General features: G+C 71.1%; 20 protein-coding genes. 5 read left to right on the top strand and 15 right to left on the bottom strand.

The annotated features are described in order from the left end of the window. Positions 1-55: 55 nt before the first annotated feature. Positions 56-937, top strand: coding sequence for an EamA family transporter (locus HFP48_RS19365; RefSeq protein ID WP_050035590.1), 882 nt, complete (start codon positions 56-58; stop codon positions 935-937). Here HFP48_RS19365 and HFP48_RS19370 read toward each other — a convergent pair. Together HFP48_RS19370 and HFP48_RS19375 are read right to left on the bottom strand one after the other, a co-directional pair. Beyond that, positions 934-2,556 carry an MFS transporter gene (locus HFP48_RS19370; RefSeq protein WP_161995947.1) on the bottom strand — a complete coding sequence of 541 codons (1,623 nt, stop codon included), beginning with the start codon at positions 2,554-2,556 and terminating at the stop codon, positions 934-936. The two genes, HFP48_RS19365 and HFP48_RS19370, sit on opposite strands and share 4 nt — an antisense overlap. Positions 2,557-2,715: 159 nt before the next feature. Continuing rightward, positions 2,716-3,633, bottom strand: coding sequence for a LysR family transcriptional regulator (locus tag HFP48_RS19375; RefSeq protein WP_006931266.1), 918 nt, complete (start codon positions 3,631-3,633; stop codon positions 2,716-2,718). 68 nt (positions 3,634-3,701) lie between these two features. Between HFP48_RS19375 and HFP48_RS19380 the strand changes: the two genes are divergently transcribed. Both HFP48_RS19380 and HFP48_RS19385 read left to right on the top strand, forming a co-directional pair. Beyond that, positions 3,702-4,139, top strand: coding sequence for a PaaI family thioesterase (locus HFP48_RS19380; protein WP_043800645.1), 438 nt, complete (start codon positions 3,702-3,704; stop codon positions 4,137-4,139). A gap of 58 nt (positions 4,140-4,197) precedes the next feature. Beyond that, positions 4,198-5,004: a class I SAM-dependent methyltransferase gene (locus HFP48_RS19385; RefSeq protein WP_102799315.1), complete on the top strand. Its 807-nt coding sequence runs from the start codon at positions 4,198-4,200 to the stop codon at positions 5,002-5,004. A gap of 48 nt (positions 5,005-5,052) precedes the next feature. On the opposite strand, the gene HFP48_RS19390 is transcribed toward HFP48_RS19385, so the two are convergent. The 8 genes from HFP48_RS19390 to HFP48_RS19425 form a co-directional block, all read right to left on the bottom strand. Next, entirely contained in the window at positions 5,053-5,373 is a 321-nt protein-coding gene (locus HFP48_RS19390; protein WP_006931270.1) for a DUF202 domain-containing protein, read from the bottom strand. 25 nt (positions 5,374-5,398) lie between these two features. Next, positions 5,399-5,767, bottom strand: a complete 369-nt coding sequence (locus tag HFP48_RS19395) for a DUF202 domain-containing protein (RefSeq protein WP_006931271.1) — start codon at positions 5,765-5,767, stop codon at positions 5,399-5,401. 60 nt (positions 5,768-5,827) lie between these two features. Then, positions 5,828-6,268 carry a Rieske (2Fe-2S) protein gene (locus HFP48_RS19400; protein ID WP_050035592.1) on the bottom strand — a complete coding sequence of 147 codons (441 nt, stop codon included), beginning with the start codon at positions 6,266-6,268 and terminating at the stop codon, positions 5,828-5,830. Positions 6,269-6,327: 59 nt separating this feature from the next. Continuing rightward, a complete protein-coding gene (locus HFP48_RS19405) occupies positions 6,328-6,891 on the bottom strand; it encodes a DUF6529 family protein (RefSeq protein ID WP_006931273.1) in 564 nt (187 codons plus the stop codon). 36 nt (positions 6,892-6,927) lie between these two features. Further along, positions 6,928-7,569 carry a hypothetical protein gene (locus HFP48_RS19410; RefSeq protein WP_050035593.1) on the bottom strand — a complete coding sequence of 214 codons (642 nt, stop codon included), beginning with the start codon at positions 7,567-7,569 and terminating at the stop codon, positions 6,928-6,930. Positions 7,570-7,657: 88 nt separating this feature from the next. Next, positions 7,658-8,146 carry a Rieske (2Fe-2S) protein gene (locus HFP48_RS19415; RefSeq protein ID WP_006931276.1) on the bottom strand — a complete coding sequence of 163 codons (489 nt, stop codon included), beginning with the start codon at positions 8,144-8,146 and terminating at the stop codon, positions 7,658-7,660. 102 nt (positions 8,147-8,248) lie between these two features. After that, a complete protein-coding gene (locus HFP48_RS19420; protein WP_168579891.1) occupies positions 8,249-9,778 on the bottom strand; it encodes a DHA2 family efflux MFS transporter permease subunit in 1,530 nt (509 codons plus the stop codon). A 260-nt stretch (positions 9,779-10,038) separates the two neighbouring features. After that, entirely contained in the window at positions 10,039-11,733 is a 1,695-nt protein-coding gene (locus tag HFP48_RS19425) for an FAD-dependent oxidoreductase (protein WP_050035595.1), read from the bottom strand. A 155-nt stretch (positions 11,734-11,888) separates the two neighbouring features. Here HFP48_RS19425 and HFP48_RS19430 point away from each other — a divergent pair, with 155 nt between their 5' ends. Beyond that, positions 11,889-12,689: an acyl-ACP thioesterase domain-containing protein gene (locus HFP48_RS19430; protein WP_006931283.1), complete on the top strand. Its 801-nt coding sequence runs from the start codon at positions 11,889-11,891 to the stop codon at positions 12,687-12,689. A 23-nt stretch (positions 12,690-12,712) separates the two neighbouring features. Then, positions 12,713-13,204, top strand: coding sequence for a histidine phosphatase family protein (locus HFP48_RS19435; RefSeq protein WP_006931286.1), 492 nt, complete (start codon positions 12,713-12,715; stop codon positions 13,202-13,204). A gap of 24 nt (positions 13,205-13,228) precedes the next feature. On the opposite strand, the gene HFP48_RS19440 is transcribed toward HFP48_RS19435, so the two are convergent. The 5 genes from HFP48_RS19440 to HFP48_RS19460 form a co-directional block, all read right to left on the bottom strand. Then, positions 13,229-14,242, bottom strand: a complete 1,014-nt coding sequence (locus HFP48_RS19440; protein ID WP_235431083.1) for an iron-siderophore ABC transporter substrate-binding protein — start codon at positions 14,240-14,242, stop codon at positions 13,229-13,231. A 175-nt stretch (positions 14,243-14,417) separates the two neighbouring features. Next, on the bottom strand, positions 14,418-18,389 hold the full coding sequence (locus HFP48_RS19445; protein WP_006931290.1) for a DNA-directed RNA polymerase subunit beta': 3,972 nt from the start codon (positions 18,387-18,389) through the stop codon (positions 14,418-14,420). A 111-nt stretch (positions 18,390-18,500) separates the two neighbouring features. Next, positions 18,501-22,007: a DNA-directed RNA polymerase subunit beta gene (locus HFP48_RS19450; protein WP_210432767.1), complete on the bottom strand. Its 3,507-nt coding sequence runs from the start codon at positions 22,005-22,007 to the stop codon at positions 18,501-18,503. 341 nt (positions 22,008-22,348) lie between these two features. Next, positions 22,349-23,326 carry a hypothetical protein gene (locus tag HFP48_RS19455; protein ID WP_168579893.1) on the bottom strand — a complete coding sequence of 326 codons (978 nt, stop codon included), beginning with the start codon at positions 23,324-23,326 and terminating at the stop codon, positions 22,349-22,351. Between the two features lie 20 nt (positions 23,327-23,346). Beyond that, positions 23,347-23,940 carry a hypothetical protein gene (locus HFP48_RS19460; protein ID WP_006931296.1) on the bottom strand — a complete coding sequence of 198 codons (594 nt, stop codon included), beginning with the start codon at positions 23,938-23,940 and terminating at the stop codon, positions 23,347-23,349. Positions 23,941-24,007 lie beyond the last annotated feature (67 nt).

The following is a 24,007-nucleotide window of genomic DNA, read 5'->3' on the forward strand; positions in this document are numbered from 1 at the left end:
TGCGGCAACATTCGTCGCACGCGGGACGGCGGATCCCCCAGGCCACGGAGGACGGATGAGCGGTACAGCACCGGCGCCACGGGGCGGTAGCCGGACCGTGCCCGTCGCGGCCGTGCTCGGCTCGGTGCTCTCCCTGCAGTTCGGCGCGGCCTTCGCCAGCACCCTGTTCGACGACGTCGGTGCCCTCGGCACGGTCACGCTGCGGCTGACGCTCGCCGCGGTGATCCTGTGGGCGGTGGTGCGGCCGTCGGTGCGGCACTGGCGCCCGGCGCAGTGGCGCGGCGTGGTCGCGCTCGGGGCGAGCCTGGCCGCGATGAACGGCTTCTTCTATGTGGCGATCGCCCGGCTGCCGCTCGCGGCGGCGGTCACGATCGAGTTCCTCGGACCGCTCGCCCTCGCCGCGGTCCTCTCCCGCCGCCCGCGGGACGCGCTGTGGGTGGCGCTCGCCCTGGCCGGGGTGGTGCTCCTCGGGGCACGCGGCCTCGGCGGGGACGGCGGCGCCCTCGACCCGGCCGGGGTCGGTTTCGCGCTGCTCGCCGCCGCCGGCTGGGCCTGGTACATCGTCGCGGGCTCGCACGTGGCCACCACCGTCTCCGGCGCGGCGGGCCTGACCGTCGCCACCACCGTCGCCGCGGCGCTCGTGCTGCCCCTCGGCCTCGGGACCGCCGGCGCCGGCCTGGCCGATCCCGCGATCCTGGCCGCCGGAGCGGCGGTGGCCCTGCTGTCCTCCGTGGTCCCCTACAGCCTGGAGATGCGGGCGCTGCGGGAGCTGCCGAAGAACGTGTTCGCGATCCTCATCGCTCTCGAACCGGCGGCGGCGGCCCTGGCGGGCGCGCTGGTGCTCGGCCAGTGGGTCCAGCCCGTCGCGGCGGTAGGCATCGCGCTGGTGATCGTCGCCGGCGTCGGCGCCCTGCGCGGCAGCGGCGACCAACGCTAGCCGTCCGCGTCCCCGGGCGCGGCCCCCTGCCGCTCGTCCCCCGCCGGCTCGGCGCGTTCGTCCTGCGCACGGTACGACGCGAGGAGCCGTCTTTCGGCGTCGCGCTTCGGGAAGGCGAAGAACACCAGGACCGCACCGGCGGCGACGACGAGAATGGCGGCGGCATACGCCTTCGTGTCCCCGTCCAGGAACGCCGTGCGCGCGGCGGACATGATGGCGTCGGCGTACTGCGGGTACCGCTCGGCGAGGTCGGCGGCGCTCGCGAACGACTTGGTCAGCGCGGCCTGCGTCTGGTCGCTGATCTCGTCCGCCTCCGGCGACGAGGCGATCGCCGCCGAGATCGACGAAACGTATCCGGCGGTGAGCAACGCCCCGAGGATGGACTGCATCACGGCCCCGCCCAGATCGCGTTGCAGGTCGGCCGTTGCCGACGCCATCCCGGCCCGGGTCACCGGGACCGAGCCGGTCAGCGAGCGGGAGGCGGGCGTGCCGGCGAAACCGACCCCGATCCCCACGAGGCCGTACGCGAGCGCGATCTGCCAGTAACTGGAGGTCTCGTCCCACATCGTCAGCGCGACCGCGAGCCCGAGGAGGATGAACGCGTAGCCGAGCAGCAGGGTGGTGCGCGCACCCCGGCTCTCCACCATCCGGGCCGAGTACGGAGCCACCACGAGCATGCACGCGGCGGCCGGAAGGATCGTCGACCCGGCGGCGAGCGTGGAGTAGCCCAGCACGTTCTGCAGGAACTGCTGACCGACGAACATCGTCCCCATCAGGGTGCCGAACACGATGATGCCCGCCACCGCTGCCACCCAGAACGTCGGCCGCGCGGCCACCTTCAGGTCGAACAGCGGCTCGGGCACCCGCCGCTGCCGCCACACGAATACCGCGCCCGCCACGGCGGTGACGGCGGCGCAGACGAGCGCCGCCGTGCCTCGGCCGCTCTCGGGTGCGAGGTTGACCGTCAGGACGAGCGCCGCCACGAACAGCACCGACACGACACCGCCGACATGATCGACCGGCCCGGAGGTCTCGTTGACGTGCGCGGGAATCAGCACGGCCGCCGCCACGAGGGCGACGGCGGCGAGCGGCACGGTGATCAGAAAGGCCGAGCCCCAGTAGAAGTACTCCAGGAGCAGGCCGGACAGCAGCGGTCCGAGCGCAGCGACCGCACCGCCGGTCGCCGACCACAACGCGATCGCGCGGGTCCGCGAGGCTCCCGACCACAGCGCGGTGATCAGCGCCAGCGTGGTGGGATACGCCAGCCCCGCGGCGAGACCACCGGCCAGCCGGGCCGCGAACAGCACCTCGACGCTCGGTGCGAAGGCCGCCACCAGACACGCGGGTATCGACAGCGCGACGCCGAGCACGAGCAGCTGCTTGCGCCCGTAGCGGTCGCCGATCGCCCCCAGGTACAGCACCGACGCGGCCAGGCCCAGCGAATACCCGACGGCGACCAGGTTCAGTTCCGTCTGGCTCGCGTCGAAGGCCCGGCCGATCGCCGGCAGCGCGATGTTGGCAACCGAGAGATTGAGGTTCGCGACGGCGGCGACCAGGATCAACGTCGCGAGGACGGCCCCGGATCGCCGGGGGCTGCGATCGACCTCGACGGCCGTCACGGCCGCGACCCGTCGTACCGCGATGCGTCCATGTCCCACTCCCGGTGCCGGCTCGGCGCCACGCCGCGTTCGCTCGTACCCCCGGCGAGCAGCGTCCTCGACGATCATGATGACGCACCGGGCGCCGGATTCGGGCCGATTGCGACGATCGGTACGCGATCAGGCGCCGCGGACGATCATCCGCACCAGGTCCCCGGCCGGGCCGGCGAGCTTGCGGGGTGGGCGCCACACCGCGCGCAACGTGCGGGCCAGATCCAGGCCCTCGACCTCGACGGTCCGCAATTCGCCGGACGCGAGGTGATCGGCCACGGCGAGGGTGCTGAGCACGGCCGGGCCGACGCCGCCGAGGGCCGCGGTGCGCACCGCGGCGCCGCTGCCGAGCTCGAGCAGCGGCGACGGCCGCGCGAACTCCCGGAGGGCCAGATCCAGCGTGTGCCGCGTCCCGGAGCCCTCCTCGCGCACGACGAGCGGCGTCGCCGCCAGTTCGGCGACGGTGAGTGGACGCCGGCGCCGCGCCCACGGGTGCGCCGGCGTGACGACCACCACCAGCCGGTCCCGCGCCACCGGGGTGCTGTGCAGTCCCGGTGGGACGGTGGGAGCCTCGACGAACCCGACGTGGCACCGGCCCTCCGCGACCGCGTCGCAGACCTGCCGCGAGTTGTGGACCTGCAGCTGGATCTGCACGTCGTCCCGGAGCCCGCGGAAGCGGCCCAGCCAGCGCGGGATGAGGTGTTCGGCGACCGTCATGCTGGCTGCCACGGTCAGCTCGGCCTGCCGGTCGGCACTCAACGCCGCGGCGGCGTCGAGCAGGCGACGGGCGTCGGCGAGGGTCTGCCGCGCCCAGTGCGCGACCACGGTGCCCTCCGGGGTGAGCGCGGAACCGGCCCGCCCCCGGCGCACGAGCACGGTCCCCAGCTGCTTCTCGAGGCGGCGCACCGCCCGGCTGGCATTGGGCTGCGCGACGCCGGCGGCCCGGGCGGCCGCGCCGAGGCCGCCGTGGTCGTCGATGCCGACGAGCAGCTCCAGAGCGGCGAGGTCCGGCCAGCGAACCGTCGGCGAATGAGGTGACCGCGTCATGCACGAATGATATGTCCGCCCACGACCCGGCGGTGTGGGGCAGACTGCAGGCCGTGGAACTTCGAGGGGTGGACGACGCGGCGGCGGTGCTCGCGGCCCAACCGTTCAGCGTGCTGGTCGGCGCCCGGGTCGCCGCGTACGAGCCGGGCCGCGCGGTGCTCGAGATCCCGCTGCGTCCGGAGTTGCTGCAGCAGTTCGGGTTCGTGCACGGCGGCGTGCTGGCCTACGCCGCGGACAACTCCCTGACCTTCGCGGCGGGAACCGTGCTCGGATCGTCGATCGTGACCACCGGGTTCACGATCGACTACCTGCGCCCGGGCCGCGGCACGCTGCTGCGGGCCGCGGCGACGGTCGTCGACTCGAGCCGGCGACAGGCGCTGTGCCGGTGCGAGATCGTCGCCGTGACCGAGGACGGCACCGAGACACGGGTGGCCGCGGCGCAGGGCGGGGCCCGGGTGATCGACCTCGACCGCCGTTCCGGCCGTGAGCCCGGATCCGGTTCGTAGGCAACGGCGCCGGCCCGGACAGGTCGACTGACCGGGGACCGGAGAGAGGAAGACCGCGATGACGGATCACACCGCCGACGCCTGGGAGATCGCCGCGGCGTACGAGCGCTATGTAGGTCGCTGGAGCCGCCCGGTCGCCTCGAAGTTCCTGCAATGGCTGCCCCCTGCCGGGGCGGGCGCCGCGTGGTGCGATGTGGGGTGCGGGACCGGCGCTCTCGCACACGCCGTCCTTGTCGCCGAGGAACCGTCCCGGGTCGTCGGGGTCGAACCGTCCGAGGGCTTCGCCGCGGCGGCCCGCACCACGGTCGACGATCCCCGCTTCGAGGTCCGGCCGGGTACCGCTGCGGCGATACCGGCCGTGGACGGCGAGTTCGACCGCGTCGTATCCGGATTGGTCCTCAACTTTCTTCCCGATCCGATCGAGGGTCTTGTCGAGATGCGCCGCGTCACCCGAGCGGGCGGGACGATCGGCGGCTACGTGTGGGACTACGCCGAGGGCATGGGAATGATTCGCGCCTTCTGGGATGCGGCCGTCGAACTGGACGAGGCGGCGCGGGACCGGGACGAGGGTGTCCGCTTCCCGCTCTGCCGGCCCGATCCCCTCCACGACCTGCTCGCGTCTGCAGGTCTCACCGGGGTGCGGATCCAGCCGCTCGAGGTTCCCACCGTGTTCGCCGACTTCGACGATTTCTGGGCGCCGTTCCTCGGCGGTCAGGGACCCGCCCCCGGATATTGCATGTCGCTGCCGGCACGGCGCCGAGCCGAACTGCGGACGGTACTCGATGCCCGACTGCGCCGCGACCGAGCCGGTCGGATCGCGCTGACCGCCCGGGCGTGGGCCTTCCACGGCTCCGTGCCCGATTGACACGGGAGTAGATCGTCCAGCCCGGCTGGAACGGCGACGGTGCGGCGGTCACGCCTGCGACGTGACGATGAGCGTGGCGGCGGCGAGGGCCAGAACGACGACCGTGACGGTCAGGACGATGTTGCGCCACCAGTGATGCCTCGCGCGGCCCTCGATGAAGCGCCTCACGCGCGCCCGGTGCTCGCGCCCGCTCGTCACGAGCAGCACGAGCGCCGGCACCAGGCACAGCAGGCCGATCACCACCACCACGGGCGCCGGGCCGGGCGCCAGGCGCAGGAACAGCAGGACCACCGCTCCCAGCCCGGTCGCCGTGCGCAGCCACGCGAGCGTGGTGCGCTCGGGCTGCAGGCCCGGGTCGTCGTGTCTCATCGTGGGCCCGAACGCGACGGCGCGGTCATATCAGGAGGGCCGCGGCGAGGGCCACGGCCCCGACCGCCAGCATCGCCGCGAGCAGGAAGGCGATCCGCGGCGGCGGCAGGGGACGTTCGGTGCGCATCGCGGCCTCGATCTGCAGCCAGCGCCGCAGGGCGGCGATCACCAGGAGCGCGGAGAACACCAGCAGCGTGCACGACAGCGTGGTCCGCACCACCGGCCCCACGACGTCGCCGGCGAAGGTCTCGAGCGCGACGGCCGCCGCGATGACGCCGAGCGCGGTGCGGATCCACGCGAGGAACGTGCGTTCGTTCGCGAGGGTGAAGCGGGCGTCGGGTTCGGCGCCTTCACGCAACGCCCGCGGCCGCCAGTCGCGCAGAGGTCTGGTCACGCCGTCGACCCTATCCCGGTGCCGCCCGATGAGACCGTCGAGGTGGGACGGCGAACCCGGTCAGGCGAGGGTGATCTCGCCGTTCTCGACGGTGACGGCCCTGCTCTCGAGGGGACGCGCGGCGGGCCCGTTCGCGACGGTGCCGTCGAGGTTGAACCGGCTGCCGTGGCAGGGACAGTTGATCGTGCCGTCCTGCACGGCCGCGACGGTGCAGCCCTGATGGGTGCAGATCGCGCTGAACGCGAGCACCTCGCCCGCGGCCGGCTGGGTCACCACGACCTTCTGATCGGGGAAGATCCGTCCCCCGCCCACGGGAATGTCGGCGACGGCCGCGAGGGGCTGTCCCGCGGCCGCGTCGGTGCCGGCGTCCTCCGCCGCGGAGGTCTGCCCGGAGGCCGGCTCGTCGCCGTAGGTGCTGCAGGCCGCCGTGGCGGCGACGGCGGCCATCCCGGCACCCAGGAGCACCGAACGGCGGCTGACGGGAGACTGCTCGAGATCCATTTTCCGGCTCCGATCGTGGGAGGGACAGTAGGGGTGGGAAAGACAGTAGGGGTGGGCCGTCAGAACGTGAGGCCCGTCGTGCGGAAGAAGTACAGCGCCGAGGTCGACCACACGACCACGATCGCCGTGAACAGGGCGCCGCCGGCCACCGGAACCGCCCATCCCGGCAGGCCTCGCCGGCTCAGCAGCAGCATCTTGGCCACGAACGCCCCGTAGAGGAGGCATCCGGCCAGCGAGTGCCACAGCACCCGCGGCTCGCCGGTGCGAAAACCGAGCGCGTACAGGCAGTGCACCGCGACGGGGACGGTGGCCAGCACCGCGAGGCGGCCCGACCACACGTGCAGGGTCCCGATCCAGCTCGGCGCCCGCAGTCCCGGCATCCGTCCGTACATCACGGCCGCCGAGGCGAGCTGAACCAGTGCGAGCACGCCGGCGAGGGTCGCCAGCCAGGCCTTGACGGCGGTCGGACTGGAGAACCCGGCGACGTTGATCGAGAAGAAGGTCGGCTCGTGCACACTGCCGTACACACCGAGCCCGACCGCGACGAGGGCACCCACCAGGAACGCGACCACGACGGGGGCCGTTCGCGGCGGTGCGACGGGATGGACCTGCGGTGTGCTCATCCGTCCTCCTCCCGGTGTCACCGCGCGGTGGCACCGTCAGAATGTGTCACTGCCGGACACCGGGTCGGCGGTCACGACCACCCCGTCGACGACCGCCGTCCCGTCCGGCGCCAGGGCCGGGGCGGGCGCGGTGCCGCCGTCGCCGGCGCGGCGCACACCGGTGACCGTCCCGTCCTGCGTGACGATCCAGCTGGCCCGGACGTCGCCCACGTTCGCGAGGTAGAGGCCGGCCGGGGGTTCGGCCGGCGCGGCGTCGAAGGTCCAGCTCCGGTCACCGAGCCACAGGGTGCCGCGCACCGTCGTGCCGTCGAACTCGCCGTCGAGGCGGGCACCGTCTCGGCCCTCGAGCTCGAGCCTGCCGTCCTCGGCATCGCCGGACAGCCAGGACTCGACTGCACTGCCGTCGCACGCGTACGCGACGGCGTCCTCGCCCTCGACGGCGATCGCGAGCGTGAGGGTTCCGGTGGCGACGGGGATCTGCGCGACGTAGGTGGCCTGCGCGGGGAAGGCCACGGCGGTCGAGGGCGCAGCCGTCGTGGTGGGGGCCGGCGCGGACGTGGCGGCCGGGCCGGGGGCGGGCGTGGGGCCGCCGTCCTCCTTGGAGACGTTGACCGCGAGCAGGACCGCGGCGAGCACCACCACCGCCGCCAACGTGATCAACGGCCCCCTGCGCACCATCGGGTCCCCTCGCCGGTCCGCACTTCAATGATGATGTCGCGGTCGAATCTACTCCGCCGCCGCCCGCCCGCTCAGCGAATCGCCCGCATCAGTCGACGACGACGTCCGCACCGCGGGCCGCGGCCGGACGCGCCTTGAGCGGCTTGCGGGCGGGCCCCTTGCTCACGGTCCCGTCCAGACGGAACCGGCTGCCGTGACAGTCGCAGACGATCTCGTCGGCCTCGACGCCGGTGATGTTGCAGCCCGAGTGGGTGCACAGCGCGACGAACGCCCGGTAGTCCCCGGCGACGGGTTGCGTCACCACGAGACGCTTGTCGGCGAACAGGACGCCGCTGCCCACCGGGATGTCGGCCGCGGCAGCCACGACCGCGGCGTCCGGACCGGGCTCCGGCGGCGTGGTCGGTGCGGCGGAGGTGCCGTCGGCGCCACCCTGATCGGCCTCGGCACCGCACGCGGACAGGACGGCGGCGGCCGCGACCGCACCGGCACCGCCGAAGAGGGCGCGCCGGCACAGACGCGGCTGTCCGGGTGCCTCGTCCGTCGCGGCGGGGCCTCGGTGGGTGGGTTCGATGCTCATTGGGTCGTCCGTTCGGGTCGCCGTCGTGCTGCCGGAACGAGGTTAGCCGCAGACACGGAGAGGGGGCCGCGACGTACGTCACGGCCCCCTCCGGACGGCCGGCTAGTGGACGGCCACCGGCTGCAGTCCCTCCCCGGCCGGATGCTTGACGCGCGTGCGCGGCAGGAACAGCGCCGGGATCACCGCGAGGGCCATGAGGACGGTCGCGACGAGGAACGTGGTCGCGAACGCGTCCGCGAGCGAGGTGAGGATCGACTCCTGCACCGGTGCGGGCAGCTGGTCCAGAGCTGCCGGGTCCATCTGCCCGCCGCCCTCGGGCGCCCCCGCCGGGGTCGCCAGGCGGCTGCTCAGGATCACCGACATGGTCGCGGTGCCCACGGAGCCGGCGGCCTGCTGGACGATGTTCATCAGCGTCGACCCGCGGGCCACGCTCTGATGGGTCAGCGTCTGCAGCGCGGCCGTCATCGTCGGCATCATCGTGGCACCCATGCCCATGCCCATGACGAACAGCGCACCGAGCAGCAGCACGTACGACGTGTCCGTGCCCACCTGCGTGAAGACGGCCATGCCGAGCGTGACGAGGGTCAGGCCGACGAGCACGATCTTCCCGGGTCCGATCCGGTCGACGAGCCGGCCGGCGACCGGCATGGTGAGCATGGCGCCGAGGCCCTGCGGCGCGAGCAGGATGCCCGCCGCCAGGGTCGACTCGCCCCGCACCTGGAGGAAGTAGCTGGGGAACAGCAGTCCTGCGCCGAAGAACGCGATCGCGAACACCGACATGGTGAGCACCGCGAACGTCAGTTGGCGGTTGCGGAACAGGTACAGGTCGATGAGCGGGTTCCGGGCACGCAGGGCGTGGAACACGAACGCGACGATCAGCGCGGCGCCGATCGCGCCCGGCACGAGGACCCGCGTCGCGGCGACGGTGCCGACCTCCGGGATGGACGAGACGCCGAACAGGAACAGCGCCAGGCCCGGCGACAGGAGCGCCATGCCGACGAAGTCGAAGGACTCGGACCGGCTGGGGCGGTCCTTCGGCAGGATCAGCACGGAGGCGACGAGGGCCACGACGCCGATGGGCAGGTTGATCAGGAAGATCCAGTGCCAGCTGGCGGTGTCGATCAGCCAGCCGCCGAGGATCGGGCCCCCGATCGGGCCCAGCAGCATCGGGATGCCGAGCACCGCCATCACGCGGCCGACCCGGTGCGGTCCCGCGGCGTGGGTCATGATCGTCATGCCCAGCGGCATGAGCATGCCGCCGCCCAGGCCCTGCACCACGCGGAACCCGATGAGCGACGTGATGTCCCACGCCATGCTGCACAGCACGGACCCGGCGACGAACAGGACGAGGGCGGCGAGGTACAGCCGTTTGGTGCCGAACCGGTCCGCGGCCCAGCCCGTGAGCGGAATCACGCTGGCCAGCGCCAGCGTGTAGGCGGTCATCGTCCACGCGACGGTCGCGTAGCTGGAGTCGAAGTCCTCCATGAACGTCGGCACGGCGACGGAGACGACCGTCACGTCGAGGATCGACATGATGGCGCCGAGCACCACCACCGACGCGATCTTCAGAACTGCCGCGTCGAGCTTGTCGCTCGCCGGCGCGGCGGCCGGGCCCGCATGGGGGGCTGTCATGGGTCGGTCCTCTCGAGGCGCGATGGCAGGCAGACCTGCCAGGATGGGATCGAGGGGGCCGGGCACCACGTCGTACCGTGCGGCGACGACGATCTCGGCGCGAGCCGCGTGTCACCCTCGACGTGCCCGGCGACCAGCGCGCGCCCCGACAGCGCGGCGGATCGACATCCCGGCCTGCGCTCCCCCGGCGGACGTCGCCGCGGGCGGTGCCGGGCACCGCCGAAAGATACTAGTCCCGACGCAGGCGGAGCCCCAACCGATTATCGGCGCACCAGACGCAGCAGGCTTCGCCCCGGCCGCGGGCGCCCGGCCGCGGTGTCCGTGAGGCGGGCGCGGTCGGTCAGCTTGACGCGCGGCCGGCCGGCGGCGCGGCCGGCCGCCCGCTCGGCCCCGTCGATCTCGTGCCATCCGCTCAGGCCCACCCGGGTGGGCCGCCGCTGCCCGAGCAGGCGATCGAGTTCCCGCCGGCCACCGGCCGGACGCGCGAGCCGGCCGGCGTCGAAGTCGGCGAGCAGGGCCGCGACCGTCTCCTTGGCGCACGCCTTGTTGGTTCCGATCACGCCGCTCGGACCGCGCTTGATCCACCCGGTGACGTACACGCCGGGTCCGGCGGCGGTGACCCGCCCGCCCTCGTTGGGGACGATCCCCCGTCGCTCGTCGAACGGCACTCCCGGGAGGGGGACCCCGCGGTAGCCGATCGAGCGCAGCACCAGCTGCGCGTCGAGGTGCAGGGCCTGCCCGGCGGGCCGGGCGACGAGCGCACCGTCGTCGCCGGCGATCAGGTCGTTGCGTACCGCGCGCAGTCCGGTGACCCGTTCGGTGCCCTCGATCTCGGTGGGCGACACGAGATAGCGGAACACGATGCGCTTGTTCCCCGGCCGGGGCTCGCGGCGCGCGTACTCGCGCGCGAGCCGCATGCGCATCGCGACCGCCGGGTCGGCGGCGGCGAGCGCCGCGCTGGCGGGATCGAGCTCGAGCTCGGTCTCGTCGACGACGACGTCGACGCCGTTCAGATCGCCGAGGGCGAGGAACTCGGGGTTGCTGTAGGCCGCCTGGGCCGGACCCCGGCGGCCCAGCAGGACGACCTCGCGGATGTTGCTCCGGCGCAGCGCCTCGAGGGCGTGATCGGCGATGTCGGTGCGGGCCAGCTCGTCGACGTCCATGGTGAGGATGCGGGCGACGTCGAGGGCGACGTTGCCGTTGCCGACCACGACCGCGCGTTCGCCGGAGAGGTCGAAGACCCGGTCGGCGTAATCGGGGTGACCGTTGTACCAGGCGACGAACTCGGTGGCGGCGTGGCTGCCGGGAAGGTCCTCGCCGGCGATGCCGAGGTTGCGGTCGGCGGACGCCCCGGTCGCGTAGACGACGGCGTGGTGATGGGCGAGCAGCTCGGCGTGGTCGATGTCGCGGCCGACCTCGACGTCGAGGTGCAGGGCGAACGCGTCGCGGCGGAACGACCATTCGAACGACTCGGTGACGGCCTTGGTACCGGGGTGGTCGGGTGCGACACCGCTGCGGACGAGTCCCCAGGGGGTGGGGAGCCGGTCGAACATGTCCACCTCGACGTTCGAGCGCTCGAGCAGTTCCTGCGCGGCGTAACAGGCCGCCGGACCGGCACCGACGACCGCCACGCGCAGGGTGCCCTGCCCCCGCGGCGGGGCCGGGACGGGTGTCAGCGGGATCCAGTTCTCGGGCATCGGGTGCGCCGTGTAGTAGTCGGCGTTGATGTCCTTGAACCGGGCCTGAGCCTCGGTGAGCCGGTCCTCCGGGAAGATCGCCTCGACCGGGCAGGCGTCCGCGCACGCGCCGCAGTCGATGCAGGCCTGCGGGTCGATGTGCAGCATCTCGGTCTGCGCGAACTCCCGCTCCTCGGGCGTGGGATGGATGCAGTTCACCGGGCACACGGCGACGCAGCTCGCGTCGTTGCAGCACGTCTGGGTGATCACATAGGCCATGTCGTGTCCTCGAAGAGCCGGGACCGGATTTCATGTGACATCCGGTAACAGTTAACTCCACTGTAGCCTCGATGTCTCGCCCCTCGCAAGATTCGCTGCAGCCCTGCCCCGCAGCTGTCAGAATCGGCAGGGGCCGACGACGAGCAGGGGGACGAATGGGTTCGGACACGGCCGCGAAACCGGCACCGGAGAAGTCCGCGGCGGAGGACGCGCTGGCGCAGCCCCTCGGGGCCGCGCCCCCGCCCGACGACGCGTTCCGGTCCACGCGCACGGTGCGCACCGGCGACGTCGACAACCGGGAACGGCTCCGTCTCGACGGCGTGGCCCGCTACCTGCAGGACATCGGCACCGACAACCTCGACGCCGTCGACGCCACCGCCACCGACCCGCTGTGGATCGTGCGCCGCACCGTCGTCGACGTGCACCGGCCGGCCCGCTTCCGCGAACAACTCGAACTGCGCCGGTGGTGCGACGCCTTGTCCACGCGATGGGCCAACGTCCGCGTGCGGCTCGACGGCACCGGCGACGCCCTGATCGACACCTCGGCGTTCTGGATCAACATCGGGCCCACCAACGGGATGCCGGCCCGGATCAGCGACCGGCTCTGGGAGCACATGGCCCGCCATGCGGAGGACACCCGGCTGCGATGGCGCGCATGGCTGCCGCCCACGCCGTCCGACGACGCCGACGCCGGCACGGCCTTCCCGCTACGGGCCACCGACATCGACCCGTTCGACCACGTCAACAACGCCGCCTACTGGCACGGCATCGAGGAGCACCTGGCCGGCCGGCCGGAGCTGCAGACCGCGCCGTACCGTGCGGTGATCGAGCACCTTCGACCGGTCGTCGCCGGCGACGCGCTGGTCCTGCGCGCCCGTCACGAGACCGACGCGCTGACCCTGTGGTTCACGGTCGGCGACGAGGTGCGCGCGGTGGCACGCGTCGGCCGCCGGTGACCCTGACCACCTAGGGTGAACCCATGACCCGCACCCTGATCCTGTTGCGGCACGGGAAGTCCGCGTACCCGGACGGCGTCGCCGATCACGAGCGCCCCCTTGCCCCACGGGGACGACGCGAGGCCGGCCTCGCCGGACGCTGGCTGCGGGCCCACCAGCCCCCGATCGACGCCGTGCTGTGCTCGAGCGCGACGCGCGCCCGCAAGACCCTGGCGGAGGCCGCCGTCGAGGTCCCCACGGAGATCCTCGACGACCTCTACGAGGCCACGCCGGGGAAGATCGTCGACGCGATCCGCCAGGTCCCGGACGACGTGTCGACCCTGCTCGTGGTGGGCCACGAGCCCGTCCTGTCCGCGACGACGCTGCTGCTCTCGGACGACCACGACTCGGACGCCGCCCGTCAGATCATCGAGAAGTTCCCGACCTCCGCGGTGGCGGTGCTGGCGGTGCGGGGGCCGTGGCACGACCTGGGCCCGCGTGGTGCGGCCCTGGTCGACTTCCACATCCCGCGCTGACCGGGACGCCGACCGGGAATCGCCCTACTCGGCCGCGGCGGCGAGCGCCTCGAGATAGGCGTCGATGCCCCACGTCAGCGACAGCACGGTCGGCGGCGACACAGCGGCGATGAGCTCGGTGCCGTTGACCTTCGCGACCCGACCGTCGGTCACCTGCCCCATGGTCCGCGCCCACGGCTGGGCGAGCGTGCGCTCCTGGGCCGCGGCGTCGTCGGCGTAGGAGAGCAGGATGTCGCTGGTGAGCTTGCCGGCCTCCTCGAAGCTGAGGGTGAAGTAGAAGCTGGACTCGTCGGTGCTCAGCTCGGCCACGCTGGGTGCGCTCACCAGACCGAGGTCGGTGAGGAACTCCACGCGCGAGTCGGCCGGCTTGTAGACGTAGAAGGTGTCGCCGGTGCCCCAGACCGCGGCGACGGTCCTGCCCCGCAGCTGCGGATAGGCTGCCGCCTTCTCCGCGATGGTGGCCTCGGTGTCGGCGATCAGCCGGGCCGCCTCGCCGGATCTGCCGAGCGCCTGCCCGACGGTGGCGACGACGTCGCGCCACGGGGTGGCCCACGGCTCGTCCGGGTACGCGACGGTCGGCGCGATCCGGCTCAGCGTCTCGTACTGCTCCCGGGTGAGCCCGGAGTAGTTGGCGAGAATGACGTCCGGCCGCGCCGCCGCGATCTGCTCCACCGGCACGTCCGTGCCGTCGTTCGGCAGGACGGCCGGTGTCTCGGCGCCCAGCTCGGCGAGCCGGTCCCCGATCCACGGCAGCACCCCCTGCGCGTCGCCGCCGTAGGACTGGGCCGGGATGGCAACGGGCACGACGCCGAGCGCGAGCGCGGCATCGGTGCTGCCGAAGCCCCACGTGACCACCCGCTCGGGTTCGCCGTCGAGCGTCGTGCTGCCGAGGGCGTGTTCGATCGTGACCGGGAACGCGCCTCCGGCCGCGGACGACGACTCGCCGGCCTCGTCGCTCCCCGACGAGCACGCGGTCAGGACGAACGTGAGAGCGAGTCCGGCTGCGGCGAGCAGCCTCGGGATTCGGGTCGACGGCACAGGCGTTCCCTTCGGGTTGTTAGGAGTGCCTACCCAAACTAGCCGACGACCGGCGCGGCCGTGACGCCCACCCCGGAAACCAGGAAGGCCCCGCCCCCGAAGAGAAGAGGGCGGGACCTTCGTGGCCACGGCAGAGAGCCGGGCCGCAGCCGGTTTCCCGGCCGCGGCGACGGATCTACCGGTAGTCGCTGGAGTAACCGTAATCGTCGAGCGGAACCGCAGCGCCGGTGTTCTGGCCGAAGCCCTCCGGCGAGTAGTACTGATCCTCGTACGACGGGATCGCGTACGCGGCCGCGCGGGCCTCCTCGGTCGGCTGCACCTGGATGTTCCGGTACCGGTTGATGCCGGTGCCGGCCGGGATCAGCTTGCCGATGATCACGTTCTCCTTCAGACCGATCAGCTTGTCCGAGCGGCAGTTGATCGCCGCGTCGGTCAGCACGCGAGTGGTCTCCTGGAACGACGCCGCCGACAGCCACGAATCGGTGGCCAGCGACGCCTTGGTGATACCCATGAGCACGGGACGACCGGCAGCCGGCTCGCCGCCCTCGGCGACGACCCGCCGGTTGGAGGCCTCGAACTCGCTGCGCTCGACCAGCGAACCGGGCAGGAACTCCGTCGAACCCGAGTCGATGATCGTGACGCGACGCAGCATCTGGCGCACGATGACCTCGATGTGCTTGTCGTGGATCGACACACCCTGGCTGCGGTACACCTCCTGAACCTCGTTCACGAGGTGGACCTGCACCTGACGCGGACCCATGACACGCAGCACCTCGTGCGGATCGGCAGCACCCTCGAGGAGCTGCTGACCGACCTCCACGTGGTCGCCGTCGGCAAGGATGCCCTCGGTGCCGTTCGCCTTGCGGATCACGTGCAGACGCTGACGCTTCGACAGCTTGTCGTACACGACCTCCTCGCCGCCGTCGTCCGGGACGATGGTGATCTTGTAGAAGCGGTCGTCGTCCTCGAGGCGCACGCGGCCGGAGACGTCGGCGATGGGCGCCTTGCCCTTCGGGACGCGGGCCTCGAACAGCTCCTGCACTCGCGGCAGACCGCCGGTGATGTCCTCACCGACGCCACCCTGGTGGAACGTACGCATCGTCAGCTGCGTACCGGGCTCACCGATCGACTGCGCGGCGACGATACCGACGGCCTCGCCGATGTCGACGAGCTTGCCGGTCGCCATCGAGCGGCCGTAGCAGGTGGCGCACACGCCGGTGCCGGTGTCGCAGGTCAGCACGGAGCGGACCTTGACCTTCCGGATGCCGGCGGCCAGCAGGGCCTCGATCGCCGGGTCGCCGAGGTCGCTGCCCCGGGTGACGACGACGTTGCCGTCCGCGTCGACCGCATCGGTGGCCAGCGTACGGGCGTACGTGCTGGTCTCGATGTGGGCGTCGCGCACCAGGCGGCCGGTCTCGTTGCCCGCGCCGTCGCGCTCGGGCTCGGCGATGACCATCTCGATACCGCGCGGGGTGCCGCAGTCGGTCTCGCGGACGATGACGTCCTGCGACACGTCGACCAGACGACGGGTCAGGTAACCCGAGTCGGCGGTACGGAGCGCGGTGTCGGCCAGACCCTTACGGGCACCGTGGGTGTTGATGAAGTACTCGAGCACGGTCAGGCCCTCACGGAACGAGGACTTGATCGGGCGCGGGATGAACTCACCCTTCGGGTTCGTCACCAGACCCTTCATGCCCGCGAGCGAGCGGATCTGGGTCATGTTGCCCGCGGCGCCGGACTTCACGATCGTCGGGATCGGGTTGTCGTCCGGGTAGTGCGCCTCCATGGCCTGACCGACCTCTTCGGTCGCCTCCTGCCACAGCTTGACGAGCGAGTCGCGCCGCTCCTCCTTCGAGAGGGCACCACGAGCGAACTTGCGCTCGAGCTGATCCGCGGACGCCTCGTAGCGCTCGAGGATCTCCTTCTTCTCCGGCGGCACCAGCACGTCGGCCATCGACACGGTGACACCCGAGCGGGTGGCCCAGTAGAAGCCGGCGTCCTTGAGCTTGTCGACGGTCTGCGCGACGACGATCATCGGGTAGCGCTCGGCCAGATCGTTGATGATCGCGGCCTGACGCTTCTTCGGCATGACGTCGTTGACGAAGCCGTAGTTCACCGGCAGCAGCTCGTTGAACAGCACGCGACCGAGCGTGGTCTGCACGGTCCAGCCGTCACCGTAGTTCCAGCCGTCGGGGAACAGCTCGGCCTCGACGTCCTTCGGCGGGCGCTGCCGCGTCAGGCGCACCTTGATCGGGGCCTGCACCGAGAGCACGCCGCGGTCGACGGCCATGATGGCCTCGGCCGGGGACGAGTACACGCCCTGCTCCGGCTCGTCGTCGGTAGCCGGCCGGTACGCGCCCGGCGCGTCCTCGACCAGGCGGGTCAGGTGGAACAGACCGGTCACCATGTCCAGACGCGGCATGGCGAGCGGACGACCCGACGCCGGCGACAGGATGTTGTTCGACGACAGCATCAGGACGCGGGCCTCGGCCTGCGCCTCCGCGGACAGCGGCAGGTGCACGGCCATCTGGTCACCGTCGAAGTCGGCGTTGAACGCCTCACACACGAGCGGGTGCAGCTGGATGGCCTTGCCCTCGACGAGCTGCGGCTCGAACGCCTGGATACCGAGGCGGTGCAGCGTAGGAGCACGGTTGAGCAGCACGGGGTGCTCGTTGATGACCTCTTCGAGGACGTCCCACACCTGCGGGCGCTGCCGCTCGACCATGCGCTTCGCGGACTTGATGTTCTGCGCGTGGTTCAGGTCGACCAGGCGCTTCATCACGAACGGCTTGAACAGCTCGAGCGCCATCAGCTTCGGCAGACCGCACTGGTGCAGCTTGAGCTGCGGGCCGACAACGATGACCGAACGGCCGGAGTAGTCGACGCGCTTGCCGAGCAGGTTCTGACGGAACCGGCCCTGCTTGCCCTTGAGGAGGTCGGACAGCGACTTCAGCGGACGGTTGCCCGGGCCGGTGACCGGCCGGCCACGACGGCCGTTGTCGAACAACGCGTCCACGGACTCCTGCAGCATCCGCTTCTCGTTGTTGACGATGATCTCGGGGGCGCCGAGGTCGATCAGTCGCTTGAGGCGGTTGTTGCGGTTGATGACGCGGCGGTACAGGTCGTTCAGGTCGGAGGTCGCGAAGCGCCCACCGTCGAGCTGCACCATCGGACGCAGCTCCGGCGGGATCACCGGCACCGCATCGAGAACCATGCCCATGGGCGAGTTGCCGGACTGCTGGAACGCCGCGACGACCTTCAGTCGCTTCAGGGCGCGCAGCTTCTTCTGGCCCTTGCCGCTGCGGATGGTCTCGCGCAGCGACTCGGCCTCGGCGTCGATATCGAAGTTCTCGATGAGCTTCTGGATCGACTCGGCACCCATCGCGCCGGTGAAGTACTCGCCGTAGCGGTCCTGCAGCTCGCGGTAGAGCAGCTCGTCGACGATCAGGTCCTTCGGCTTGAGCTTGGTGAAGGTGTTCCAGATCTCCTCGAGCCGGTCCAGCTCACGCTGGGCGCGGTCGCGCAGCTGACGCATCTCGCGCTCGCCGCCGTCCTTGACCTTGCGGCGGACGTCGGACTTGGCACCCTCCGCCTCGAGCTCGGCCAGGTCGGCCTCGAGCTTCTGCGCGCGGGCCTCGAGGTCGGCGTCGCGCTGATCGGCGACGGACTTCTTCTCGACCTCCATCTCGGCCTCGAGGGTCGAGAGCTCGTTGTGGCGCAGCTCGTCGTCCACCGCCGTGATGACGTACGCGGCGAAGTAGATGATCTTCTCGAGATCCTTCGGCGCCAGGTCGAGCAGGTAGCCGAGGCGGCTCGGCACACCCTTGAAGTACCAGATGTGCGTGACCGGCGCGGCGAGCTCGATGTGGCCCATGCGCTCACGACGCACCTTGGCGCGAGTGACCTCGACGCCGCAGCGCTCACAGATGATGCCCTTGAAGCGGACACGCTTGTACTTGCCGCAGTAGCACTCCCAGTCCCGGGTGGGGCCGAAGATCTTCTCGCAGAAGAGGCCGTCCTTCTCGGGCTTGAGCGTGCGGTAGTTGATGGTCTCCGGCTTCTTGACCTCGCCGTACGACCAGTTGCGGATGTCCTCCGCAGTGGCCAGGCCGATGCGGAGTTCATCGAAGAAGTTGACGTCGAGCACGTAACTTCCTTTCCCCTTTACGGGTTTTGTTGCTGCTAGTTGTCGCTATCGCTGCCGGGGCCCGATGAGATACGCGCCGGCTGAGCGGGGCGTATCTCATCGGGTCGGCTCCTAGTTCGCGAGGTCGTCGACCGTGGCCGACTCGTTGCGGGAAAGGTTGATGCCCAGGTTGGCCGCCGCCCGCTCGAGGTCCTCGTCGTCGCCGTCGGCCATCGCGATGGCCGCGCCGTCGCTGGACAGCACCTCCACGTTCAGGCACAGCGACTGGAGCTCCTTGAGGAGCACCTTGAAGGACTCGGGGATGCCCGGCTCCGGGATGTTCTCGCCCTTCACGATGGCCTCGTAGACCTTCACGCGGCCCACCACGTCGTCCGACTTGATGGTGAGCAGCTCCTGCAGCGTGTACGCCGCACCGTAGGCCTGCATGGCCCAGCACTCCATCTCACCGAAGCGCTGGCCACCGAACTGCGCCTTACCACCGAGCGGCTGCTGGGTGATCATCGAGTACGGGCCGGTCGAACGCGCGTGGATCTTGTCGTCGACCAGGTGGTGCAGCTTGATGATGTACATGTAGCCGACCGACACCGGGTACGGGAACGGCTCGCCGGAGCGACCGTCGAACAGCGTCGCCTTGCCGTCGGGGCCGACCATGACCTCGCCGTCGCGGTTCGGCAGCGTGGAGCCCAGCAGGCCCGTCAGCTCGTCCTCGCGGGCACCGTCGAACACCGGGGTGGCGATGTTGGTGTTCGGCTCGGCGGCGAGCATGTCGTCGGACAGGTTCTTCGCCCACTCCGGACGCTCGCCGTCCCCGGCCACCTGGACGTTCCAGCCGGCCTTGCCGATCCAGCCGAGATGCGTCTCGAGGATCTGGCCGATGTTCATACGACGCGGAACACCGTGGGTGTTGAGGATGATGTCGACCGGGGTGCCGTCGGGCAGGAACGGCATGTCCTCCTGCGGGAGGATCTTGCCGATGACGCCCTTGTTGCCGTGCCGGCCGGCGAGCTTGTCGCCGTCCTGGATCTTGCGCTTCTGCGCCACGTACACGCGGACCAGCTCGTTGACACCCGGGGGCAGATCGTCGTCGTCCTCGCGCGAGAACACGCGGACGCCGATGACCTTGCCGGTCTCGCCGTGCGGCACCTTCAGCGACGTGTCGCGCACCTCGCGGGCCTTCTCGCCGAAGATCGCGCGCAGCAGCCGCTCCTCGGGGGTCAGCTCGGTCTCGCCCTTCGGGGTGACCTTGCCGACGAGGATGTCGCCGTCGCGCACCTCGGCACCGATGCGCACGATGCCGCGCTCGTCGAGGTCCGCGAGGACCTCGTCGGAGACGTTGGGGATGTCGCGGGTGATCTCCTCGGCACCGAGCTTGGTGTCGCGGGCGTCGATCTCGTGCTCCTCGATGTGGATCGAGGTGAGCACGTCCTCCTCCACGAGGCGCTGCGACAGGATGATCGCGTCCTCGTAGTTGTGGCCTTCCCACGGCATGATCGCCACGAGCAGGTTCTTGCCGAGCGCCATCTCACCGTTCTCGGTGCAGGGGCCGTCGGCGAGGACCTGGCCGGACTCGACGCGCTGGCCCTCGTCCACGATCGGCCGCTGGTTCGAGCAGGTGCCCTGGTTCGAGCGGTCGAACTTGCGCAGCCGGTAGGTGCGACGGGTGCCGTCGTCGGCCATCACGGTGATGAAGTCGGCCGAGACCTCCTCGATCACGCCCGACTTCTCGGTGACGACGACGTCGCCGGCATCGACGGCGGCACGCAGCTCCATGCCGGTACCGACGACCGGGGCCTCGTTGCGCACCAGCGGCACGGCCTGACGCTGCATGTTCGCACCCATGAGGGCACGGTTGGCGTCGTCGTGCTCGAGGAACGGGATCATGGCCGTGGCCACCGACACCATCTGCCGCGGCGAGACGTCCATGTAGTCGACCTCGGTCGCCGCGACGAACTCGACCTCGCCGCCCTTCTTGCGGACGAGGACGCGCTCCTCGGTGAAGCGGCCGTCGGCGTCGACCGGCGAGTTGGCCTGCGCCACGACGTGGCGGTCCTCCTCGTCGGCGGTCAGGTAGTCGACCTGGTCGGTGACGATGCCGCCCTCGACCTTGCGGTACGGGGTCTCGATGAAACCGAACGGGTTGACCCGCGCGTACACCGACAGGGAGCCGATCAGGCCGATGTTCGGGCCTTCCGGCGTCTCGATCGGGCACATGCGGCCGTAGTGCGAGTGGTGGACGTCGCGGACCTCGAGGCCGGCCCGCTCACGGGACAGACCACCGGGGCCGAGCGCCGAGAGGCGGCGCTTGTGGGTCAGGCCCGACAGCGGGTTGTTCTGGTCCATGAACTGCGACAGCTGGGAGGTTCCGAAGAACTCCTTGATCGCGGCCACGACGGGACGGATGTTGATCAGCGTCTGCGGCGTGATGGCCTCGACGTCCTGGGTGGTCATCCGCTCGCGGACGACGCGCTCCATGCGGGACAGGCCGACGCGGATCTGGTTCTGGATGAGCTCGCCGACGGTGCGCAGGCGACGGTTGCCGAAGTGGTCGATGTCGTCGACCTCGACGGGAACCTCGACGCCGCCGGGCGCCGTCATGGTGGTCTCGCTCGCGTGCAGGCGCACCAGGTACTCGATCGTGGCGACGATGTCTTCCTCGGTGAGGGTCGACGCCTCGATCGGCTGGCCGGCGTTCAGGCCCAGCTTCTTGTTGATCTTGTAACGTCCCACGCGCGCCAGGTCGTAGCGCTTGTCCTTGAAGAAGAGGTTCTCCAGCAGGGTCTGCGCGCTCTCCTTGGTGGGCGGCTCGCCCGGGCGCAGCTTGCGGTAGATGTCGAGCAGCGCCTCGTCGGTGCCGGCCGTGTTGTCCTTCTCGAGGGTGGACATCATGATCTCGGAGAAGCCGAAGCGCTCGACGATCTGCTCGTTGGTCCAGCCGAGGGCCTTGAGCAGCACGGTGACCGGCTGGCGGCGCTTGCGGTCGATCCGCACGCCGACGGTGTCGCGCTTGTCGACGTCGAACTCGAGCCACGCGCCGCGGCCCGGGATCACCTTGACGCTGTGCAGGTCCTTCTCGGTGCTCTTGTCGACCGCGCGGTCGAAGTACACGCCCGGGGAGCGCACCAGCTGCGAGACGACGACCCGCTCGGTGCCGTTGATGATGAAGGTGCCCTTGTCGGTCATCATCGGGAAGTCACCCATGAAGACCGTCTGGCTCTTGATCTCGCCGGTGTTGTTGTTGATGAACTCGGCAGTGACGAACAGCGGCGCCGCGTACGTCATGTCCTTGTCCTTGCACTCCTCGACCGAGGCCTTGACCTCGTCGAAGCGCGGATCGGAGAAGGACAGGGACATCGACCCGGAGAAGTCCTCGATCGGAGAGAGCTCCGCCAGGATCTCCTCGAGGCCACCGACGGCGGGGCCGTCACCGCGCTCGGCAGCGAGCGCGCGCCAGCGCTCCGAGCCGATCAGCCATTCGAAGGAATCTGTCTGTAGATCGAGGAGCCCAGGGACTTCGAGAGGTTCGCGAATCTTCGCGAACGACACCCTCTTCGGGGCTCCGGGGATTCCGGCAACTGCCTTGGTCTGGCTAGAGACTGCCAAGATGCGTCCTTCCAGCACCTCACGCGGGCCGCTCCAACCGGTGCGACCGCCGCTGTACCTGCTTCTTCATGTGGGGCGTTATCGCTGGTCGCAACCCGAACGACAACCCCACCACGAAGTCGGCGGAACGAGCCCCGAAGGGCAACGCTCCCGGCGATGCGGTCGAAGGATGGACAGGAGGCAGCCAGCGCAAAGTCCGAACTTACACCCAAAAGTCGCAGATGTCGAGCGACGGCACGAAAAGAAGCGCCCGACCCCGGGCGCCCAGGACGCGTATTCGTGCGTGCGTACCGATAGAGTGACCGCTCACGCCGCCCGCGTCAAGAGCAACCAGGCCGATTGTCCCGTCGGAACGTCCGTCACCGGTCCCGGATCTCGGAGACCAGCCACTTGCCGTCGATCCTCTCCATCCGCACCAGCAGCGGCGCCGACGCACTGCCCTGGGCGACCGCGTCGCCCGTCGCGCTGACGCTGATGAACGCCGCGACCTCGGCGCGGTCGTCGTCGAGCATCGACGCACCGATGTGGTCGATCCGCACCTCCGTCGCGGTGTGCGTCTGCACCGCGGCCTGCTTGGTGACCTCCGCGGTCAGGTCGAACTCCTCCCGCATCGGCGGGGTGAGGACCTCGCGGATCTCGGCGAAGTCCTGGTCGATCGTCTCGTGGTTGTAGCCGTGCATCGTCTCGATCGCATGGCCGGCGGCAGCGGTGACCTCCGCCGTCGCGGCGCTGTCGACCCACGCCTCGTTGCTCACCGTCGCACCGGGACGGGCGGCAGCGACCGCGGCGAACGCACCGAGTGCGACCGCGGCACCGCCGAGGATCGCCACCGGGCGCCAGCTGCCGCGCGCGACGGTGCCGCCGGGCTGCTCCCCCGGCTCCCGCTCCGCTCCGGCGTCCTCGACCGGTGCCGGCGTGCGCAGGCCGGGAGCGCTCTTGCGGGCCGTCTCGGACCCGGAAGCTGTGGGGGCTTTCCCGGCCGGCTCCACCGGGGCCGGTGTGGGCGCCTGCGGCGCGGTGGTCGCGGTCGTCGCGGGCCCGGTGGTCGCGGGCCCGGTGGTCGCGGGCCCGGTCGTCGCGGGCCCGGTCACCGCGGGCCCGGTCGTCGCGGGCCCGGTCACCGCGGGCCCGGTCACCGCGGGCCCGGTGGTCGCGGGCCCGGTGGTCGCGGACTCGGTCGTCGCGGACTCGGTCGTCGCGGGCTCGGTCGTCGCGGGCTCGGGAGTCGCGGGGCGGGCGGCACCGCCCGGGGCCGGGGTCCGGCCCGTTCCCGCGATCTTGGGCCGCCGGCCCCTCGGGGGACCCATCGGATTGGGCTTGCGACGCTGCGGGGGCACTACACACTCTCCTTCATGGCTCACTCGCCTCCGGCGGATCCGGGATCGGCCGGTGCAGGCGCAGGAGCGCCCGGGGCGGGCGCGGGATCGGCCGGCGGCGCGGGTTGCTGCGCTCCTTCCACGGGCCCGCCGCCGAGCTGCACCGAGTCCAGCGGCTGGATCGTCTCCGCCTTCCAGATGTCGCCGTCCTTGCGCATCGCCACGTTCACGGTGACCTTGTTCTCGACGAAGTTGTCGGGCCAGGTGGTCTTCACCGCCAGGACGATCAGGGCGTTCGCCGTGTTCGCGTCCGTGTCCAGCGCCGTCAGGGAGCCGAACAGCACGTTCGCCGACATGCCCGTGCCCGTCTGTGCCACCTGCTGACGGATCTGCTGCTCCGTCGCGGCCAGGTCGTTGTTCAGGGCCTCACCGGTGATCGACGAACGCATGTTCTCGATCGACCGGTCGACGTCGGCGGCGTCGACGCTGTTGAGGTTGATCGCGGCCTGCATCGCCCCGGACAGGGCGGCGTCCCGCGCATCGGCCGTCGGGCGGTCGGCGAGCAGGGCCCGCCCCCATCCGAAGCCGAACCAGGCGGCCGCCACGAGGGCGATCACCGCCAGCACGCTCACCACTGCCAGGACGATCCTGCGTATCTTGTCGCCGCCCGCCCCCGCCGTCTGCGGGGGACGGGACGTCGTG

Source organism: Rhodococcus sp. DMU1, from assembly GCF_012272955.1.
GTDB lineage: Bacteria > Actinomycetota > Actinomycetes > Mycobacteriales > Mycobacteriaceae > Rhodococcus > Rhodococcus aetherivorans.

Excerpts from the sequence above, each read along its gene's own strand:
- HFP48_RS19405 (WP_006931273.1), bottom strand. The coding sequence starts at position 6,891 with ATGAGCACACCGCAGGTCCATCCCGTCGCACCGCCGCGAACGGCCCCC.
- HFP48_RS19435 (WP_006931286.1), top strand. The coding sequence starts at position 12,713 with ATGACCCGCACCCTGATCCTGTTGCGGCACGGGAAGTCCGCGTACCCG.
- HFP48_RS19430 (WP_006931283.1), top strand. The coding sequence starts at position 11,889 with ATGGGTTCGGACACGGCCGCGAAACCGGCACCGGAGAAGTCCGCGGCG.
- HFP48_RS19415 (WP_006931276.1), bottom strand. The coding sequence starts at position 8,146 with ATGAGCATCGAACCCACCCACCGAGGCCCCGCCGCGACGGACGAGGCA.
- HFP48_RS19425 (WP_050035595.1), bottom strand. The coding sequence starts at position 11,733 with ATGGCCTATGTGATCACCCAGACGTGCTGCAACGACGCGAGCTGCGTC.
- HFP48_RS19375 (WP_006931266.1), bottom strand. The coding sequence starts at position 3,633 with ATGACGCGGTCACCTCATTCGCCGACGGTTCGCTGGCCGGACCTCGCC.
- HFP48_RS19400 (WP_050035592.1), bottom strand. The coding sequence starts at position 6,268 with ATGGATCTCGAGCAGTCTCCCGTCAGCCGCCGTTCGGTGCTCCTGGGT.
- HFP48_RS19390 (WP_006931270.1), bottom strand. The coding sequence starts at position 5,373 with ATGAGACACGACGACCCGGGCCTGCAGCCCGAGCGCACCACGCTCGCG.
- HFP48_RS19385 (WP_102799315.1), top strand. The coding sequence starts at position 4,198 with ATGACGGATCACACCGCCGACGCCTGGGAGATCGCCGCGGCGTACGAG.
- HFP48_RS19365 (WP_050035590.1), top strand. The coding sequence starts at position 56 with ATGAGCGGTACAGCACCGGCGCCACGGGGCGGTAGCCGGACCGTGCCC.
- HFP48_RS19420 (WP_168579891.1), bottom strand. The coding sequence starts at position 9,778 with ATGACAGCCCCCCATGCGGGCCCGGCCGCCGCGCCGGCGAGCGACAAG.
- HFP48_RS19410 (WP_050035593.1), bottom strand. The coding sequence starts at position 7,569 with ATGGTGCGCAGGGGGCCGTTGATCACGTTGGCGGCGGTGGTGGTGCTC.